Source organism: Nostoc sp. DedQUE09, from assembly GCF_034530915.1.
GTDB lineage: Bacteria > Cyanobacteriota > Cyanobacteriia > Cyanobacteriales > Nostocaceae > Nostoc.
Window position 1 is genome coordinate 120,739 of sequence record NZ_JAVRCE010000010.1, and the last position, 19,729, is coordinate 140,467.

Below are 19,729 nucleotides of genomic sequence, written 5' to 3' on the forward strand. Positions count from 1 at the left end.
CTGGATTAAATAATATTTTTAATGAAGTTTTGAATTGGATTCTGACTAATAACTAAATTTTTTTGTGGAGATTAGAAAATGCCACCAGTGCTTTCTGAGCAACATGTGGGTGAAAGACTTTTGTATACCTTGGGTACAAAACTTTCAGAAAAAGAATTAGAGAATTTATTGGCAGAAATGGAGATTGTGGAGCCACCATCAGCAAAGCAATTCTGGCAATCTGCACAGACAAATCCTGGTATATACATTATTCTTACAGGTAAAGTACGGCTATTAGATAGCTCTGAGAATTTAATTACTACCTTTGGTGCATGGTCTGTTTTTGGTGAATTGAGTTTATTTCCCGAAGCTAACTTTAGTCCTTATGTAGTTAGAGCTTCGACAAGCTTAAAACTTGGCTATTTCAGGCAAGAAGCATTGCAAAGGTTGATAGACAAGTATCCTAACATTCGCGATCGCCTGTTTGCCCGTGCAGAACTTTGGGATTTGTTGTTGTTATGTCGCCAAGTATCACAGTTCCCACGCCATACTTCACAAGTTTCAGGAATGCTCAAAGCCTTATCTTTGTTTGAGCGACACCAGTTAGACACTGGCTCTGTAAGTCCAGAAATATCTCAAGATTCACAGTTGTGGCTATTATACAAAGGTCAACTGCGGCATTCAGAAGGCGATTCTTTGGCACCAGGTACAATCTTTGCTCAACCAAAACAAGGAGATTGGCAAACAACGCAACCAACGATTGCTTACATTCTGAAAAACGACCAGATGCAAACAGCACTAGAATACTTCCCAGAGTTGGGGGAGTGGACTTTTGCCATGAGCGTCAGCGAAACGGAATCGGAGACTGAGGACACAAGGACAGGCTCAGTGCATCGCAGGGGACTGGGTACTAGAGAAAAAACTTCCCAATCTCCAAAATCTAAAATTATTCCTTTTCCTCAAAAAGAGAAGCAGTCAGAACAACAGCCAACAAAAAAATCACGTTTTTACTTTCCCAGTCCGAAAGTACAAATGGGGCATTGGTGGAAGCGGATTACCAAAAGCTATCCCTTCTATGCCCAACAAAGTGCAGCTGATTGTGGCTCTGCTTGCTTGGTGATGATTGGTAACTATTGGGGCAAACATTTTAGTATCAATCGCCTACGGGATATGACCAATGTCACTCGCAACGGTGCATCCCTAAAGGCTATGGCAGCAACAGCAGAATACCTGGGTTTTGCCACCCGTCCAGTGAAAGCTACCCTTGATAAATTAGCAGAACAACCTTTACCTGCAATTGCTCACTGGGAAGGCAAACACTTTATTGTCGTCTATGAAATCACCAAAAAGCGGGTGATTGTATGTGATCCGGCTCTTGGTCAACGCAGTCTGACAAAAGCTGAATTTCAAGAGGGTTGGACTGGTTATGCATTGTTACTGCAACCGACAGCTCTACTAAAAAGTGCTAAGGACGAAAGTAGAAGCTTCTGGAAATTTTTTGAATTAGTCAAACCTCACTATCGAACACTGCTAGAAATTTTCATAGCTTCGATAGTCATTCAATTATTTGGGTTAGTAACGCCAGTATTTACTCAGTTGTTGCTCGATAGAGTACTTGTGCAACGCAGTGTTCCAACCTTAAACGCCATTGGTTTGGGAATGATTGTTTTTGGGTTGTTTGGTGTTGCTGTCAACGGTGTACGGCAATATCTCTTATTTCACACTGCTAACCGCATTAGTATTGCCTTACTCGTAGGCTTCATCAAACATACCTTCCGTTTACCCCTTGCTTATTTTGAGTCGCGTTTCGTTGGGGATATAATTTCGCGCATCCAAGAAAACCAGAAAATTCAGAACTTCCTGACTGGTCAGACACTCTCCATTGTATTGGATATGCTGACATTAGTGGTTTATCTGGCTTTGATGTTTTCCTATAGCTGGCGGATGGCATTATTCGTGCTGTGTACTGTACCGCCATTTTTTATCTTGGCACTGGCCAGCACAAGTATTTTACGCCGCATCTCCAGAGATATTTTTAATGCAGCTACCAAAGAACAAAGCTATCTTATAGAATCCCTAAGCGGAATTCGTACCGTCCGCTCATTAGCAATTGAACAGACAGTGCGTTGGCGGTGGGAGGAACTGCTAAATGATTTAATCAAAAAAGACTTTAATGCTCAAATAATTGACAATCGCTTGCAAATTATCAGTGGCGTCATTCACACCTTTGTCAATACTTCATTGCTGTGGTATGGAGCAACCCAGGTAATTAATAACGAACTAACTATTGGACAATTAGTTGCTTTCAATATGTTGGTGGGTAACGTCTTGAGTCCTTTCCAGCGACTGGCTTTGCTGTGGAATGAATTACAGGAAATCGTGATTTCCACAGAACGCATTAATGATGTGTTGGAGGCAGAACCAGAAGAAGACTTAGCAAATAAACCCCGCAAGTCGTTGGGTAAACTTCGCGGTAACATTTGTTTTCAAAATGTTACCTTTCGTTATCACTCAGAAAGCGACACTAACGTATTAGAAAATGTCAACTTTGAAATTAAGCCAGAACAGATGGTTGCAGTCGTAGGGCGCAGCGGTTCTGGAAAAACAACTCTCAGTAAATTGATTTTGGGTTTATACCCACCGACAGATGGCAAAATCCTCATTGATGGTAACGATATCACCAGCGTATCTATGCGATCGCTCCGTTCCCAAGTCGGCGTTGTAGACCAAGATACTTTTCTGTTTGGTGGAACTGTTCGCGAAAACATTGCGATCGCTAATCCAAATGCTTCTTCAGAAGAAATTATCCAAGCAGCAAAATATGCTGGAGCCGATGAATTTATTCAAAAATTACCGCTGGGTTACGAATCAGAAATTGGTGAAAGCGGCGGAATGCTGTCTGGTGGACAGCGCCAACGCCTAGCAATTGCTCGTGCTTTGCTCGGAAATCCTCGGTTATTACTGTTTGATGAAGCCACTAGTCACCTAGATTCAGAATCAGAACGGATTATTCAAAACAACCTCAAAACAATTCTTAAAGGACGTACAAGTGTAATTATTGCCCATCGCCTCTCTACAGTCCGCAACGCGGACTTAATCCTGGTTTTAGATCAAGGTATTTTGGTAGAAAGCGGTACCCACGACGAATTAATCGCTAAAAAAGGTCATTATTACTACCTGAATCAACAACAGATGTCTCAAGTTAGTTGATGGGGCATTGGGCAGTCTTTTTATTCTCGACGAGACTCTACACAAACAATTTTGAATTTTGAATTTTGAATTGATTTCTCCCCCACACCCCATCTACTGTTATCGGAAATAAAACCATGCCACATCCCAATAGATCGTCCCCATTTCCCCAAGATAAGCAAGATGAATATCAAGGTTACAAACAGCAAGAAGAATCGGTATTTGACGAGCAGATAGAGGCAGAAAATGAAAGTCAAGATTTGTACTACGGTACAGAAAAACTACTCGATGCCTTACCTCGAATTTGGACTCGTGGTTTGTTGTATGCGCTCATCGGCTTTGCTGGTCTATTCTTGCCTTGGGCAACTCTCTCGAAAGTAGATGAAACTGGTAGCGCCAGAGGGCGTATGGAACCTAAAGGCGCAACTCAAAAATTAGACGCTCAAGCTGCTGGGAGTGTCAAAACAGTAACAGTCAAAGAAGGAGATACAGTTAGAGCCGGACAGGTTTTACTGGAACTGGATTCTGAGTTGCTACAAACGGAACTGCAACAAGTCCAGAGCAAATTGCAAGGGCTACAAAATCGGCAATCCCAACTGGAACTGCTGAAAAATCAACTTTTAATGTCAACGAGTCTTTTAGAACAACAAAATAAATCCCAAGAATTAGAAAAAATGGCTCAAGTTAACCAGGTGCAGCAAGACCTGGATGCCAAACTGAGTAGCTATAACCTGCAAAAATTAGAAAAACAATCATTAGTTAAACAAGCAGAGGAGCAAATTGCTACCAGTCGTGACGATAAAGAATCGGCTGAAGGCCGTTTGAGCATAGATTCTAAGCAAGTTGAACGCTTTAGCAAACTCGTTGACGATAAGGTAGTTGCTGCAACCCAATTTGATGAAATCAAAAAACAAGAGCAAGAAAGCAAAAGACTTTATAAAAAGTCTCTATCAGATATTAAACAAGCCGAATTGCGTTTAGCCCAAGAGCTAAATAATTATCAAGTAACTATCAAAACGTTAGAGTCTGATATCAAACAAGCAAAACTCCGATTGCAAGAAGAACAAAGTAGTTATAAAAGTGCCACGCAAGCCGGACAACTAGCTGTAATGAAAAATCAGGAGCAGCTAAAAGACATACAGGCACAAATAACAGCAACGCAATCAGAAATCGCTCAGACTAAAAGCCAGCTTGTATCTACAAGATTGCAAATTCAGCAGCGCGTGGTGCGATCGCCGATTAATGGGGTGATTTTTGAATTACCCACCACTAAACCGGGAGCAGTGGTACAAGTCGGTCAAAGGATTGCCCAAATTGCACCTACAAAAACAGACTTTGTACTTAGAGCGAATATGCCTAATCAGGATAGCGGTTTCTTGAAGGTAGGAATGCCAGTAAAAGTTAAGTTTGATGCCTATCCCTTCCAAGAGTATGGCATCGTGCAAGGAAAAGTTACTTGGATCTCACCTGACTCGAAAGTTAGCCAAACACCCCAAGGCAACATCGAAACCTATGAATTAGAAATCATCTTAGACCAGCAGTATGTCCAAAATGGCAACAAACGTATTCCATTAGGTGCTGGTCAGACAGCAAATGCTGAAGTCATCATTCGTCAACGGCGAGTAATTGACTTTGTTCTAGATCCGTTCAAGAAATTGAAAAAGGGCGGTTTGGAGATGTAGTTAAAACTATCGCACTGCAATCAGGAAATAGAACAAGGGACATTGGAGGAATAATTATGTCCCGTACCCACCTGCCCTGAGCGATTTGTACGAACCGAAGCCGAGGTAAGCCGTTCGCCTCGCGTCTCGCAGAGAAGGGATGCTTAATCCCCTTAATTATTGGAGATATCGCGTTATGCCCGACAATCTGACTATTTCTACCTCAGATATCATTCACAGTCTTAAACTCTCCTGTCAGATACCTGCTGTTGTGGAAGCGATCGCATCGCAAAGTGTTATTGCCGAAGCAGCGCAAGCGGCAGGAATTACAGTCACGCCAGAAGAACTACAGCAAGAAGGAGATAACTTAAGGTTCGCCAAGAAGCTTGTCAAAGCTAAAGACACCTGGTCATGGCTAGAAAAACACCACCTCTCTGTGGATCAGTTTGAAGAATTAGCCTACAACAACATCCTTTCGCGGAAGTTAGCGAATCATCTATTTTCCAATCAACTGGAAAAGCACTTTTACGAACATCAGCTAGATTATATCGCTGCCGTTACCTACGAAGTTGTCTTCGAGGATCGAGATTTAGCTTTAGAGCTTTTTTATGCTCTAGAAGAAGGCGAAATCAATTTTCCAGATATTGCTCGTCTATATATCTCAGAACCAGAAGCCCGTCGTGCTTATGGATACAAAGGACTCCGATACCGCAAAGATTTTCGTCCAGAGATTGCAGCCGCTGTCTTTGCTGCTGCACCACCAGAAGCTCTCAAGCCGATAACTACTCCCAAGGGAGTGTATTTAATTTGGGTGGAAGAAATAATTCAACCCCAATTAGATGAACAGTTGCGCCAAAAAATCATTACAGAATCCTTTTCTGATTGGTTAAAGCAACAAATCACCACGATGAAAATAGTTACTCAAATAGACTCAGACGGTTCAGAAGAGGAATTAATAGATATGTTATTCACCAAGACTAAATAATTTAATAATTTTCAAATGTTTTTGTTGCTCAATATCTACCCTAAGTCATGGGAGATTTCTCTAGTCTTCAAAAATATTGCAGATACAGGTTTTAATTTACTTCAAAACTTAATAATTTTTCCTTTTTAGTGTTTTGTGAATATATCTACAAAGTGCTGTATTTGCGTTATTTAAAATTAAGTTTAATCGCTATAAGTCTTGCTAGGCAGTATTTTTTAAATTTCTGCTTAAATTTGTCATGCAATTTTTTCTAATTTCAAATAGGACTATATATAATGATTTTTCAACATAAATACATTAGTTTTTTTAATCACAAATTCCTCAAAAAAGTGTTGACTTTTTTGAGGAATAAAGTATATTAGATGTATAGCCAAACGAAACAAGTTGGTTAGACCAAAATTCCCAACAACAGTTACAAATTTTAGGAGAACTCAAATGATCATTTCTGATCTGAACTACTTGGAAATTACCTCTGAAGAAATTATTGGTGGTACTAAGAAGCCACCTGTCAAAAAGCCACCTATCAAAAAGCCATCCTTCATTAGCATTGCACAAGCAGATGCAGATGCTTCAGCAAGTGGCGGCGTTAACAACATAGCTGTAACCTTTACTAACGCTACCGTTACTCCTAACAGTGCTACTGCTACATCCTCAAGCTATGCTTCTACTGCTTCCAAGTAGTAACAAGTAGTAATAATTAAACTCTACTTACAAAAAGTATTAACTTCTGCAAGTAGAGTTACGCTCGAAAGCTTAGTATATTGATAAATGCCGAAGGCTCTTTGCTCATTTGAGCCTTCGGCTTTTACCAAAAATACATCTTTTGGCCTTAAAAAAATGTTTCTGCAATAAAATTTTACAACTTACCACATTTAATCCTCAACCCAGCTTGCAGTCTGTGTTGTTTGCCCGCCCTGAATTAAAACTCTGGGCTAATAGTCATAAGAGGAAGATTTTACCGTAGCCTTAAGCTTCTCGTAGACCCCCCAAAGGTAGAGAAGAGTAAAATTTCTGTTAATTTCAGTTTAAGAAGTAACCAAGCAGACATGATATCAATCGATATCAGTTATAAGTTTCAAAAGCTTGAGTTCCTTGCAGATATTGGAACAAAAGACATTTTAAATAAAAAAGATTGTATAGATTATAGTCCATAAGTAAAAGGATATAAGCTCCTGAGTTTATTTATGGGGATTGTTAATTTTGAATTTGGAGCAAAGCGACGTGACCACAATTCCTGATGCTCTCCAACTCGCAAGTCAATATCACCAAACCAAGCGCTTCATCCAAGCCGAAGAGATTTATCGTCAAATTATAGATTTAGATCCCCAGCAGTCAGAGGCATTATATGGATTAGGTCTGCTAGCGCAGCAACGGGAACAATATCAAAATGCAGAACAATTTTTTCAAGCAGCCTTGCAATTACAACCTGAAGCAGGGTCAATACATAACAGCTTGGGGTTTGCTCTGCAACAACAGGGTAAGCTAGAAGAAGCAATCGCCTGTTATGAAAAAGCACTCTTAATTCTCCCTGACAGCATAGAAGTACAAATTAATATCAAAAATATTCTTCACATTCAAGGTAAGCTGTCACCAGAAGAACAAATCCACTACGCAGAGTTGAATGAGCAGTTTGCTTTAGCTAGGCAACAGGCAGGCGATTTCAAGATAGCAGAATTATATTATCGCCAAGCTATTGCATTGCAGCCAGATTTGGTATCATCTCATACTAATTTAGGAGAGGTACTCCAAAAACAAGGGCGATTGAATGATGCCATCGATTCTTACCAAGAAGCACTAAAAATTAAACCAGACTATCATTACGCCTATCACAACTTAGGGTATCTTTTCCAGGAAAAAGGAAAATTTGCAGAAGCAATAGAAGCTTATGAAAAAACTTTAAGCATTCAACCTGATTTTGCAATCACCTATAACAACTTGGGAAATATTTTCAGGGCGCAAAATAAATTTGATGCTGCCATAGAATCCTATCAAAAAGCGATTAAAATTCGACCTGATATTGATTACATATATAGCAACTTGGGAACAGCATTGAGAGATGATAACCAAATAGAAGCAGCAATCCAGGCATTTGAGCAAGCAGTCAAATTAACACCAAACTATGATCTGGCTAAATTTGGTGCTTGTATGAGCCAACTACCAGTTATCTATTCTAATGTTGATGAAATTGCATTCAGACGAAATCAGTATCAACAGTATTTGCAAGATTTAGCTAAATATTATGAATTAACTAATCAGGAAGAACGGGCCAAAGCATCTGAGGCTGTGGGAGCATTTCAACCTTTTTATTTGACATATCAAGGTTTAAATGACCGAGATTTACAGCGAACTTATGGGAAAATGATTTTCCAGATTATGTCGAGTCGGTATCCCCAAGATTGCCAACCGCTTGTTCTGCCAAATTTAGATAAAAATCAAAAGGTTCGTATTGGTATTGTTTCTGGGTTTTTATCTAGTCATTCTAATTGGAAAATCCCGATTAAAGGTTGGGTAGAAAATATAGATCGAAGCGAGTTTGAATTATTTGGTTATTACACCGGAGACAAAACAGATTACTCAACAATAAGTGCCACCAAGGCTTTTGATAAATTTGTCCAAGGTGTTCGCTCAACTGAACAATGGTGTGAGGTAATCACAAAAGATAAATTACATATTCTGATTTTCCCAGAATTTGGGATGGACCCAATGACGCTCAAACTGGGTTGTCTGAGATTAGCACCAATTCAAATGACATCTTGGGGACACCCTGAGACTAGTGGACTCCCGACAATTGACTATTACTTGAGCAGTGACTTAATGGAACCAGACAATGCTCAAGAACATTATACAGAAAAATTAGTTAGATTACCTAATCTATCTATTCATTACATCCCTTTAGCAATTCCACCCGAAGAAATTAAGAAATCAGATATAGGTTTAAAAGACGATGATATTTTCTTCTGGTGTTGTCAGTCGTTATATAAATATTTGCCCAATCATGATGATGTTTTCCCCTCTATTGCTAAAGAGTTAAGTAATTCTAAGTTTGTGTTTATTAAAAGCAAAAGTGAAGAAATAACAGAAAGATTTCGCCAGCGCTTAAATCATGCTTTTGCAGCATTAGGATTAGATTATCAAAATCACTGTTTGTTTTTGTCTTTCCTCCATGACAGGAAGTTTGCTGGAACTACAGCTTTAGCAGATGTCTTCTTAGATAGTATTGGTTGGTCTGGATGTAACTCCACGCTCGAATCTATTGCTCATAATATTCCGGTTGTGACTTTACCAGGAGAACTGATGCGATCGCGGCATTCTCTGGCAATTTTGCAGATGATGGGTATAGAAGAGACGATCGCTTCAAATAAATCAGAATACGTCCAAATTGCCATCCGTCTGGGGAAAGATGCTCAATATCGGCAATATATTTCTCAGCAAGTTGCAGAAAATAAACATAAATTATATGGCGATTTAAAGCCAGTCAGAGCGCTGGAAGATTTTATTTTGCAACTGGTTAATAAACCAAGACAATTTAACGCCGAAGAAATTGCTGAACTCTATCAACTTGCACTTCAAGATCATCGAGCTAATCGCCTAGATACAGCCGAACAGCTATATCGTCAGGTGATAGAAAAACAACCAGACTATTCAGAAGCATTATACGGTTTAGGGATGCTGGCACAGCAGAAAGGTGAGTTGCAGGAAGCCGAGAAGCATTTGAGTGCAGCTTCGCAAGTTCAGCCTAACTCGGTGAAAATTTGGTTTAGTTTAGGCAATTTGCTGCAAGGCCAAGGACAGTTACCAGAAGCTGAAGCCGCTTACCGAAAAGCGATTGCGTTGCGACCAGATGCAGGGACAATATACAACAATTTGGGCTATACCTTGCAACAACAAGATAAGTGGGAGGATGCGATCGCATCTTATCAAAAAGCTCTGGAATTTCAGCCCAACTGTATAGAAGCAGAAATCAATTTAGCGAATGCGCTGTTTGCTCAAGGTCAGCTTTCACCAGAGAAACAAGCCTATTATGCAGAATTGAATTATCAGATGGGCTTTGCCCACCAAGAAGGAGCTGATTGGCAAACTGCTGTTGTTTACTATCGAACTGCGATCGCAATACAGCCTGATTTGGTAGAAGCCCATTATAACTTGGGGGTGGCACTCCAAGAACAAGGGGAGTTGGAAGAAGCAATTGCTTGCTATCAAAAAGCTTTGGAGTTCAATCCCCAACACCAGGAAGCCAACATCAAATTAGGAGAGATTTACCAAACCCAGCAACAAAAAGTTACACAAGTGGACTCACTAAAAGTTTCAAGCTAAACGGATTATTTGACGCGATCGTCAATTTTCATCAATATAAACTTCAACTTTCAAACTTAAGGGGGTAAAATTTATGTCATTAACAATTTTCGAGAAAGTTAAAGACTTCCTGGTCAGACTAGTCAAAGACGAGGCTTTTTACACTCAATTGATGAGTGATAAGATTGAGGAAGTGATAAAAGTGATGGAAGAAGGTGGCTATAATTTTTCTCAAGAAGAATTTGAAACAGCCTCCATTAAAATTTTGGAATTAAAAGAACGAGGTCAGTTTGATGATCTCAGTGAAGAAGAATTAGTGGGAGCATTTGGCGGGCTTATAAGTATTAATCAACCAGTCATTCAGCCACCATTAATCACTCAGCCAAAATTACGTGATGTTGTACTTTCACCTCCCGAAAACTTTGGAAAACCACCAATTAAACCAATTAAATTGATTCCTAGACCACTTCCAAAACCATGGCCGCTTCCTTGTCAAGCAATAGACCCACCTGTACAAGCGATATATGGAGTAGTTGTTAGTTCAACAGAAGTACAATAACCCGATAAAACGACGAAAAAATAGAAGGCGTTAGTTTATTTTGAGGGTTGAGATTGAGAGTTAACCTATGACATATCACCGCAAAAGCTACGCAGTTTGGGAAATTACCTTAAAGTGCAATCTAGCTTGTAGTCACTGTGGTTCCCGTGCAGGACATCAGCGCGCCAACGAACTTTCCCCAGAAGAAGCTTTGAATCTCGTCAAGCAGATGGCAGAAGTTGGAATTAAAGAAGTTACTCTCATTGGAGGTGAAGCTTTTCTACGTCCAGACTGGCTGGAAATTGCCAAAGCTATCAACGAGGCGGGAATGTTATGTGGTATGACTACAGGCGGTTATGGCATTTCCTTAGAAACTGCCCACAAAATGAAAGAAGCGGGAATTCGTACCGTCTCTGTTTCTATTGATGGCTTGGAAGCAACTCATGACCGCCTGCGGGGAAAGAAAGGCTCTTGGAAATATGCATTTAAGACCATGAGTCATCTGCGAGAAGTAGGTATTTATTTTGGTTGCAACACCCAAATTAACCGCCTGTCAGCACCAGAGTTTCCGTGCATCTATGAGTGTATTCGTGATGTCGGTGCCCGTGCTTGGCAAGTTCAGCTAACTGTACCAATGGGGAATGCAGCCGATAACGCAGATATCCTCCTCCAACCCCATGAACTGTTAGATATTTACCCCATGCTTGCTCGTGTAGCGCGTCGTGCTTATCAAGAAGGTGTGCAACTTCAAGCGGGAAATAACATTGGTTACTACGGCCCTTATGAACGACTGTTGCGGGGACGGGGAAAGGAGGATGACTTCTCATTTTGGCAAGGTTGCGGTGCAGGACTTTCCACTTTGGGAATTGAAGCTGACGGAGCGATTAAAGGTTGTCCCTCACTGCCGACTACTGCCTATACAGGTGGTAATATTCGAGAACATACCTTGCATGATATTATCGAAGGTGCAGAAGAACTTCGCTTCAATCTAGGAGCAGGAACACCTGAAGGCACAAAACACCTGTGGGGTTTCTGTAAAACCTGCGAATATGCTGAACTTTGTCGTGGGGGTTGCAGTTGGACAGCCCATGTTTTCTTTAATAAAAGAGGTAATAATCCTTACTGTCATCATCGCGCTCTTGTTCATGCCAAACAAGGCATGAGAGAGCGTGTAGTTCCCAAAGTAAAGGCGCAAGGATTGCCATTTGATAATGGCGAATTTGAGCTAATTGTCGAGTCTACAGATACTTTATTGCCAGCAAACGACCGATTACACTTTACTGCTGACAGCATTCAGTGGTCGGAAAGTTGGCAACAAGAACCCGAATTTTATTACTCTTTAGTGAGATAATAAATCATGGCAGAAAATTCCGAAATTAACACAATTTCAGAGGAAAAAACTGACCTTGAGCCATCACCATCTCAAGAATTAGAGAAAATCCCACTACTTCCACGTTCCGCTTGGAATAGTCAATTAAGCTATTTCAAAGTGCTGTTAAAAGCAAAGCAAATCCTGGATAAAAGCTGACAAGTTCATTAGGGATATCGAGAGATTTAGCTCGTAAATTAGGAGAGAATTACTCTCCGAATGTTTACGAGCCAATTTGTTAACGAACAAAATCAACACAGGTTTTTTATGGTATCAAGAGTAAGTCTAAGACTGACACCTCAAAAGTTACTTTCTTTCAATGGTAGAACTAATCTCAATAATAGGCCCGATCCCAAGCCCGATCCTAGTCCTAATTTTGTTACCGCTGAAGGGGATGCTACTTTTTCTAACTATAGTGAAAGTGCTGCAAGCATTTTAACTGCTACCCAGGCAGATACATTAGTTAAAGGTGGCATAACTGCTGCAATTGCTGAGGCTCAAGCAAGTTTTGATCCAACTTTTTCATCACTTTTCACTCAGGCTGCTGTAGTTGGATTAAGTGGTCAATTTGAAGGTGCTTCTAACAGCGAAGCAAAGGTACTTGCTAGTTTTGCAGTTGGTCGTAATGAAAGCTTCTCTTTTGATTTTTCCGCAGATTTAAAATTGGCAGCTAAAGAAATTGAAAATCCTGACGTTGAATATAACAAGGCTCAGTCTACAACCACTTTTTTGGTATTAGATACTACAAATCCTAACAGGGCCAGAGTTTTAGATTATTTTGGTATCCAGGGTAAATTAATCTCCTCTGATAAAATCGGGGATCTAACCTTTGGTCGTAGTAGCAATGTTAAGATTGACGATCGCGATAAAAGCTCCGATGTTGATGGCAACAATGGTAGTGAGTTTCTCAATGGTAGTGCTGTTGGGAGTTATGAACGGAATTTTAAGCGCAATACTAACCTAACTATAGTCAAAATTAATACTACTTCTGTTGAATTAGCAGGAGATACTTTAATCGGCAACCTGGGTACAGATGTTATCTATGGCACGATTCGGAAGGATAATCTGACGGGAACCACCAGGGCAGACAAACTTTATGCCAGCTTGGGGGATGATAAGCTATCTGGAAACAGAGGTAATGATGACCTCGACGCCGGTCAAGGTAATGATTCGCTAAATGGTGGTGATGGCAATGATACACTTTATGGCGGCAAAGGCAATGATACACTCTATGGTGGTAGTGGTAATGATGTCTTAGTTGGTGGCGAAGGTAATGACACATTTACTTTCAAACGTACCGATACCTTACTTAAAAAAGAATTGGATGTCATTCAAGATTTCCAGGTTGGTGTTGATAAGCTTGTATTAGATGGCTGGGGAAGTCGAGGTAACATCACAGATACCAGCGATGGCGCTCTTCTCACCTTAAATTCTTTGTCTCTCGGTACTTCTTTGTCTCTCGGTAATTCTTTGTCTATCGGTAATAATCCTCAGCAAAGCATACTATTTTCAAACGTGAGTGCAAGTGATATCAGCTCGGTAATATAATTTGCTTCAAGCTAATTCAATACGGTTCGGTTAAAGGGTAAAGGGAAAAGGGGAAAGGTTTTGAATACATCCTTTCCCCTTTACCCGCAAACCCATTCCCCAGATCATAAGGAAAGTGAAAAATGCTTATCCGAACCGTATTGCAAGCTAATTGCTCGTTTCATTCACTAACAGACTCTGATTTACAAGCATCTTAGTCAAAGCAATCGGGCGAGTAAAAAATCTGATTCCACAATAAAATGTCAATACCTTTTCTGGGAGAGGTTTTGCCAACAGCAACCCCTATGGTGTACGCACTGAAATTACTTGATTTGGTAATTTTTGATTACTAACTTAAGGCTTATTTCTCGCCCATACTGTTGACAAAACTTCTTTTTTATCTTATTAAATATAGTTTTGCTTTCTTAACAGGTAAAAATAAGTAAAATATTTATTGATAGTTATCATCTATCTTCTGAAGCTATACTAATCTATAACAATCTAATATCAACCTAAATATAGTTATAGTTATAGATACTACATAGTTATGAATACTACAAATATTTCAGAATCTAAAGCTAAATCTCTTATTCAAATTGCGGTACAAAAGCATCAGTCAGGTGACAATAATGAAGCTGAATCTCTAGACCAAACAGAAGTAGCTGAAATCCTCGAACTAGCAGTTCAACAGCAACGAGAGAATAGTTTATTGGAGGCGGAACAGCTATATAGTCAAGTTCTGGAAAAACAACCTAATAACCCTGAAGCTTTATATGGTTTAGGGATGTTGGCGCAGCAGATGGGGCAACTCCAAACTGCTGAACAGTGGCTAAGTGCGGCTTCACAAGTTCAACCAAATTCTGTTAAAACTTGGTTCAGTTTAGGTAATTTATATTTAGTTCAAGAACAGTTTTCCCAAGCAGAGAAAGCTTATCGGCAAGCTTTAGTTTTATTACCTAATTCGCTACCAATTTACAACAATTTGGGCTATACTCTGCAACAACAAGGATTATTTGAAGAAGCAATTAACTATTATCAAAAAGCTCTAGAGTTAAAGCCAGATTTTATAGAAGCAGAGACTAATTTGGGCAATGCGTTACACGCTCAAAGTAAGCTTTCCAGCAATCAACAAATCTACTATGCACAATTAAATAATAAATTGGGTGTAGCCCGCAAAAAAGCAGGGGATTTGAAAAATGCTATTACTTGTTACAAGCAAGCGATCGCACTACAGCCAAATTTATTAGAAGCTCATTATAACTTGGCTTTGGCGCTGCAAGAACAAGGGGAATTAGAAGAGGCGATCGCATCCTATGAAAAACTCTTGGAACTTAATCCCAGCGATGGACAAATATACCTCAATTTAGGCAAAATTTACCAACAACTCAATCAATATCAGAAAGCAGTTTTTGTTTATCGACAAGGGTTAAAGTTAATTAATCCCCACTATGCCAAAGCATTAGCTGTTAGTGAGGATGCTAAAACTTCTCAACAAGTGCCAGTCACACCCTCAATTCCCCAAGGGGAGGTGATTGTAGGGCAATACAGCTTTCCGACTATTCCAACCGTAGCAAATACAGGTAAGCGTCCTTTTTGGAGTGTGGTGGTAACTGTATATAACCGCATAGATTATCTACTCGAATGCCTTGTCAGTGTATTGACCCAATGGCAAGGAGAAGCGCAGATGGAAATCATCGTCATGGACGATGCTAGTACAACGCCAGTATTTGAAGTGGTGAATAGTATTGGACAAGGAATAATCAACTACTATCGCAATCCACAAAATCTCGGTCTGCCAGGAAATTGGAATGCCGGAGTTGCTCTCACTCGCGGTCATTGGATTCATTTACTGCACGACGATGATTATATTCTCCCAGGTTTTTATTGCCGCCTACAAGAAAGTCTAGAAGGGTGTTCAGATTCTGTAGGAGCCGCTTTTACAGGTTATGAAAATATTAACGAGAAAGGGGAAGTAATTTTCAGCCAACAAGTCTATGGAGAGCAGCGAGGAATTGCCCAAAATTGGCTGCAAATTATTGGAGTTAGTAACTTATTGAATATGCCTGCGGTAGTGATTCGTCGAGAAGCGCACGAACAATTGGGCGTATATCATCCTGAACTGACCTATACAAGCGATTGGGAAGTTTATAAACGCATTGCCTCTGTTTACGATTGGTGGTATGAACCAGAAATTTTAGCTCGTTACCGCCAACACGCTAACAATGTCACCAGCGAACTGTTACTCTCTGGGAAACAGATGATATCCATCCGCCGTGCAATTGAAATTTCCAAGAGTTATTTTCCCACTGAATACTCGGCACAGATTACTGCCCAATCCCGGAGTCATTATTTTCTTTATTGTCTAGAATCAGCCATAATTCCCCTACAGGCTGGTAATCTAGCTGGAGTTTGGCAAGGGTTAGAAGAGGCTTTAAAAATAGATCGTAGCCCTGAAGCAGTCGCAAACTTATTCCGGTGGTTAACACAAGAAGAAGCAGCTCCTCTGCGTGATGAAATTGCCTCAAGATTTATCTCACTTCCTTTATAAAAACTTGTTTAGGAAAAAGCAAAATTTTCTAGTTTTGGACTAAAAACTATGTCAATTAGTCAGGTTGAGCATCCTACCATAAATACTTTATCTTTTGAGCCACAAAATCGAAAAGATGGGATCAGCGGTTTGATGCGAGTTCGTAATGAAGAGGAATTTTTGGCAGCAACGATAGAATCTTGGATTGATTATATAGATGAATTGGTAATTGTATTTCATCAGTGTACGGACAACACTCCCCAAATAATAGAGACCTTTGCACAAAAATATCCTCAGAAAATACGGGCTTTTCATTACTTACCCCACGTCTATTCATTTTGTACAAAAGAACAAGTTGAGTTGGATGTAAACAACATTCATTCTTTCGTTTTTTATTCTAATTTTGGTCTCAGCCAAACGCAGTATAAAATTTGCGTTTATATCGACGGGGATTGCGTAGGTATTCCTGAACGCTTAAAAATTATTTATAATTATTTGAAGCAAAATCATCTGCAAAATACAGCCTTATTTTTTTCAGGAGTAAATTTATATCAACGTCCAGACGATCCCAACTACTACACAAATTTAAAATGTCCTGCTTCTGGCGATGGAGATGTGGCATATTGGACAGTTTCACAGCAAAATATTTTCGATAAAAATGCAAAAATTCCATTCTGTGAAGCGATTCAATTTAAAGGAATTACACCTTATTATTTAGGTTTTATTTTCTGGCACACACATTGGTTAAAAAAGAACGCATTTTCGAGAAATGGCGGTAGAGAATTAGATGGCGAACTTTTAGAAAAACTGAACAATATTGAGATAAAAAATAGAGATAAAGAATTAGTTTTATTATCTCAAAAATTTAAACAAGAAAATAAAGATTTTCAAAATATTCCTTACCAAAAGTTTCTCTTGTATTTTGATTTCGCTTCTCTGCCTGATGTTATATCTCTAGAGTCAAAGCTAGTAGCAACATATAATAACTTGGGTTATACCTTGGAACAACAAGGTAAGTTTGACGAAGCAGTTACTTGCTATCAAAAAGCTTTAGAACTTCAGCCTAACTGCGCTGAAGCAGAAATCAACTTAGGCAACGCCCTCAATGCGCAAGGTAAACTATCAAAAGCTCAACAAGCGCACTACGCAGATTTAAATCACAAATTGGGACTTTCTCGCACGATCGCAGGGAATTCCAAAGAAGCAATTAATTACTATCGTCAAGCGATCGCTCTTGACCCAAATTTGCTAAATGCATATTATAGCTTAAGTAACATCCTGCAAGAAGTCGGTCAGTGGGAAGAAGCGATCGCCTCCTATAGCCAAGCCCTAAAACTCAATCCTTTAAACTGGGAAATCTACATCCGTTTTAGTCAGGTTTACCAAGCTCAAAATAAGAGAGCAGAGGCGATTTCTGTGTATCGTCAGGCATTAACTTTACTCAATCCTCACTATGCCAAAGCAGTGTCTGCTTACCAGAATGCTGCCATCACTCCAGAAATGCTCGTTACTCCCCCCATTCCTGAAGGTGAGGTTACTGTTGGCAACTATCAGTTTCCCATGATTCCACCTGTAACAGACCCAGAGAAACCTCGACCATTTTGGACTGTGGTGATTCCGGTATATAACCGCACCGATTATCTTCTTGAATGTCTGGCTAGCGTCTTGGTGCAATGGACTGGGCCAGAACAGATGGAAATTCTAGTAATGGATAATGCCAGTACAACACCGTTGTTCGATCTAGTAAATAGTATTGGGGGAGGAATAATCCGCTACTACCGCAATCAGCAAAATATTGGAGTATTGCCAAATCAAAATGCAGGCATTTCCCTCAGTCGCGGTCAGTGGATTCATATCCTGCATGATGATGATAGTGTGGTTCCAGGTTTTTATGACCGACTCCAGCAAAGTCTTCAGGGGTGTCCAGATTCCGTAGGAGCCGCTTTTGCAAATTTTGAATATTTCAATGAAAAAGGAACAGTAATTGAAAAAGGGGAAGTGATTTCCTGGTTTGGAAACCAGAAAGGTATCTGTGGGAATTTTTTGCAGCAGATTGGTGTCACATGTCCGTTACAAATGCCTGCGGTTGTCATTCGTCGCCTGACTCATGAACAAATAGGAGGTTATTATCCAAAGTTAGTTTGCACTCCTGAATGGGAACTTTATAAACGCATTACTGTTTCTTATGATTGGTGGTATGAACCAGAAAGTTTGGCTCGTTATCGTATACATTCCCACAGACAGACAGGTGATGACTTATCATCCGGTATTTTAGCGACATCCATCCGTCAGTGTATAGAAATTTCTGAGAGTTATCTTCCTGCTGAACATCGCACAGATATTACAAGCCAAGCTCGTACTCATAATTTCAATTATTGTTTGACACGTGCAGCGATTCCTCTGAACAGTGGTAATGTTATAGGAGCTTTGCGTATGCTCCAAGAAATTCTCAAACTTGACAGTTCCCCGCAAGCAGTAGCAAAGTTATTCGTTTGGTTGACTCAAGATGAAGCTGCTCCCCTACAAGAAGAAATCATTGCTAAGTTCCTACCAGTAGCTGTAAATAATAATACTCAAGACAATATTCCTACTGAATTAAAACCCTCACAAATTGCGATCGCGCCATAGGATATGAAAATACTTGTAACTGGAACTGAAGGTTATATCGGCTCATTATTAGCTCCCCTCTTGGTCCAACAAGGTCATGAAGTTATTGGTTTAGATACTGGCTTTTATAAAGTAGGTTGGCTATATAACGGCACCAAGGTAACTGCCAAAACCCTCAACAAAGATATCCGCCACATTACAACAGAAGACCTGCAAGGTGTGGAAGCAGTAGTTCACATGGCAGAACTCTCTAACGACCCTTTAGGTCAGTTAGCCCCTGATATCACCTACGATATCAACCATAAAGGCTCAGTACATATAGCGAAACTGGCGAAAGCAGCTGGAATCCAACGCTTTGTCTATACTTCATCATGCAGTGTCTATGGTTTTGCCACTGAAGACTACGTTACCGAAGAGTCTACCATCAATCCCCAAACAGCTTATGCCAAATGCAAAGCACTTGTCGAACAGGATGTGAAACTCCTTGCTGATGATCGCTTTTCTCCCACCTTTCTCCGAAATGCCACAGCCTATGGCGCCTCTCCAAGAATGCGCTTTGATATTGTCTTAAACAATCTAGCAGGTTGGGCATGGACAATTAAAGAAATCAAGATGAACAGCGACGGTACACCTTGGCGTCCCCTAGTACATCTATTAGATATTTGCAAAGCAATTATCTGCACCTTAGAAGCTCCGCTTGATGTAATTCACAACCAAATTTTCAATGTCGGTGATACAAATAGCAACTATCAAGTCAAACAAATTGCTCAAATAGTTGCAGATGTTTTTACAGATTGTCAATTGAGCTTTGGTAAACACGATCCTGACAACCGCAGCTATCGGGTTTTATTTAATAAAATTAACCAAAATTTACCAGGATTCAAATGTGAATGGGATGCCCAGCGCGGTGCCCAACAACTATATAATGTCTTCCAGCAAATTGATATGGATAGAGGAACATTTGAGTCGAGAGGTTTTACTCGCCTGAAACAATTGGAATACCTCATACGCACTCAACAAATAAATCAAGATTTCTTCTGGCAGACTGTTTAAA

General features: G+C 39.9%; 12 protein-coding genes. All 12 read left to right on the forward strand.

The genetic code is table 11. The features are described from left to right. Positions 1-78: 78 nt before the first annotated feature. A complete protein-coding gene (locus RMY27_RS09150; RefSeq protein ID WP_322662424.1) occupies positions 79-3,189 on the forward strand; it encodes a peptidase domain-containing ABC transporter in 3,111 nt (1,036 codons plus the stop codon). 116 nt (positions 3,190-3,305) lie between these two features. Then, positions 3,306-4,850: an HlyD family efflux transporter periplasmic adaptor subunit gene (locus tag RMY27_RS09155; protein WP_322662426.1), complete on the forward strand. Its 1,545-nt coding sequence runs from the start codon at positions 3,306-3,308 to the stop codon at positions 4,848-4,850. Between the two features lie 175 nt (positions 4,851-5,025). Continuing rightward, complete coding sequence (locus RMY27_RS09160; protein ID WP_322662427.1) at positions 5,026-5,814, forward strand: peptidylprolyl isomerase; 789 nt, start codon at positions 5,026-5,028, stop codon at positions 5,812-5,814. 435 nt (positions 5,815-6,249) lie between these two features. Then, the gene (locus RMY27_RS09165) at positions 6,250-6,495 is read left to right on the forward strand and encodes a hypothetical protein (RefSeq protein ID WP_322662428.1); all 246 of its coding nucleotides are present in this window, start codon (positions 6,250-6,252) and stop codon (positions 6,493-6,495) included. A 540-nt stretch (positions 6,496-7,035) separates the two neighbouring features. Continuing rightward, the gene (locus RMY27_RS09170) at positions 7,036-10,128 is read left to right on the forward strand and encodes a tetratricopeptide repeat protein (RefSeq protein WP_322662429.1); all 3,093 of its coding nucleotides are present in this window, start codon (positions 7,036-7,038) and stop codon (positions 10,126-10,128) included. A gap of 73 nt (positions 10,129-10,201) precedes the next feature. Further along, positions 10,202-10,666, forward strand: a complete 465-nt coding sequence (locus tag RMY27_RS09175) for a Nif11-like leader peptide family RiPP precursor (protein WP_322662430.1) — start codon at positions 10,202-10,204, stop codon at positions 10,664-10,666. 67 nt (positions 10,667-10,733) lie between these two features. After that, positions 10,734-11,996, forward strand: coding sequence for a nif11-class peptide radical SAM maturase 3 (locus tag RMY27_RS09180; protein ID WP_322662431.1), 1,263 nt, complete (start codon positions 10,734-10,736; stop codon positions 11,994-11,996). Between the two features lie 6 nt (positions 11,997-12,002). After that, complete coding sequence (locus RMY27_RS09185) at positions 12,003-12,173, forward strand: hypothetical protein (RefSeq protein ID WP_322662432.1); 171 nt, start codon at positions 12,003-12,005, stop codon at positions 12,171-12,173. A gap of 108 nt (positions 12,174-12,281) precedes the next feature. Beyond that, positions 12,282-13,562, forward strand: a complete 1,281-nt coding sequence (locus RMY27_RS09190; protein WP_322662433.1) for a calcium-binding protein — start codon at positions 12,282-12,284, stop codon at positions 13,560-13,562. Positions 13,563-14,088: 526 nt separating this feature from the next. Then, a complete protein-coding gene (locus RMY27_RS09195; protein WP_322662435.1) occupies positions 14,089-16,089 on the forward strand; it encodes a tetratricopeptide repeat protein in 2,001 nt (666 codons plus the stop codon). 48 nt (positions 16,090-16,137) lie between these two features. Beyond that, positions 16,138-18,696, forward strand: a complete 2,559-nt coding sequence (locus tag RMY27_RS09200) for a glycosyltransferase (protein ID WP_322662437.1) — start codon at positions 16,138-16,140, stop codon at positions 18,694-18,696. 3 nt (positions 18,697-18,699) lie between these two features. Then, positions 18,700-19,728 (forward strand): SDR family oxidoreductase, encoded by a 1,029-nt coding sequence (locus RMY27_RS09205; RefSeq protein ID WP_322662439.1) that lies wholly within the window; start codon positions 18,700-18,702, stop codon positions 19,726-19,728. Position 19,729 lies beyond the last annotated feature (1 nt).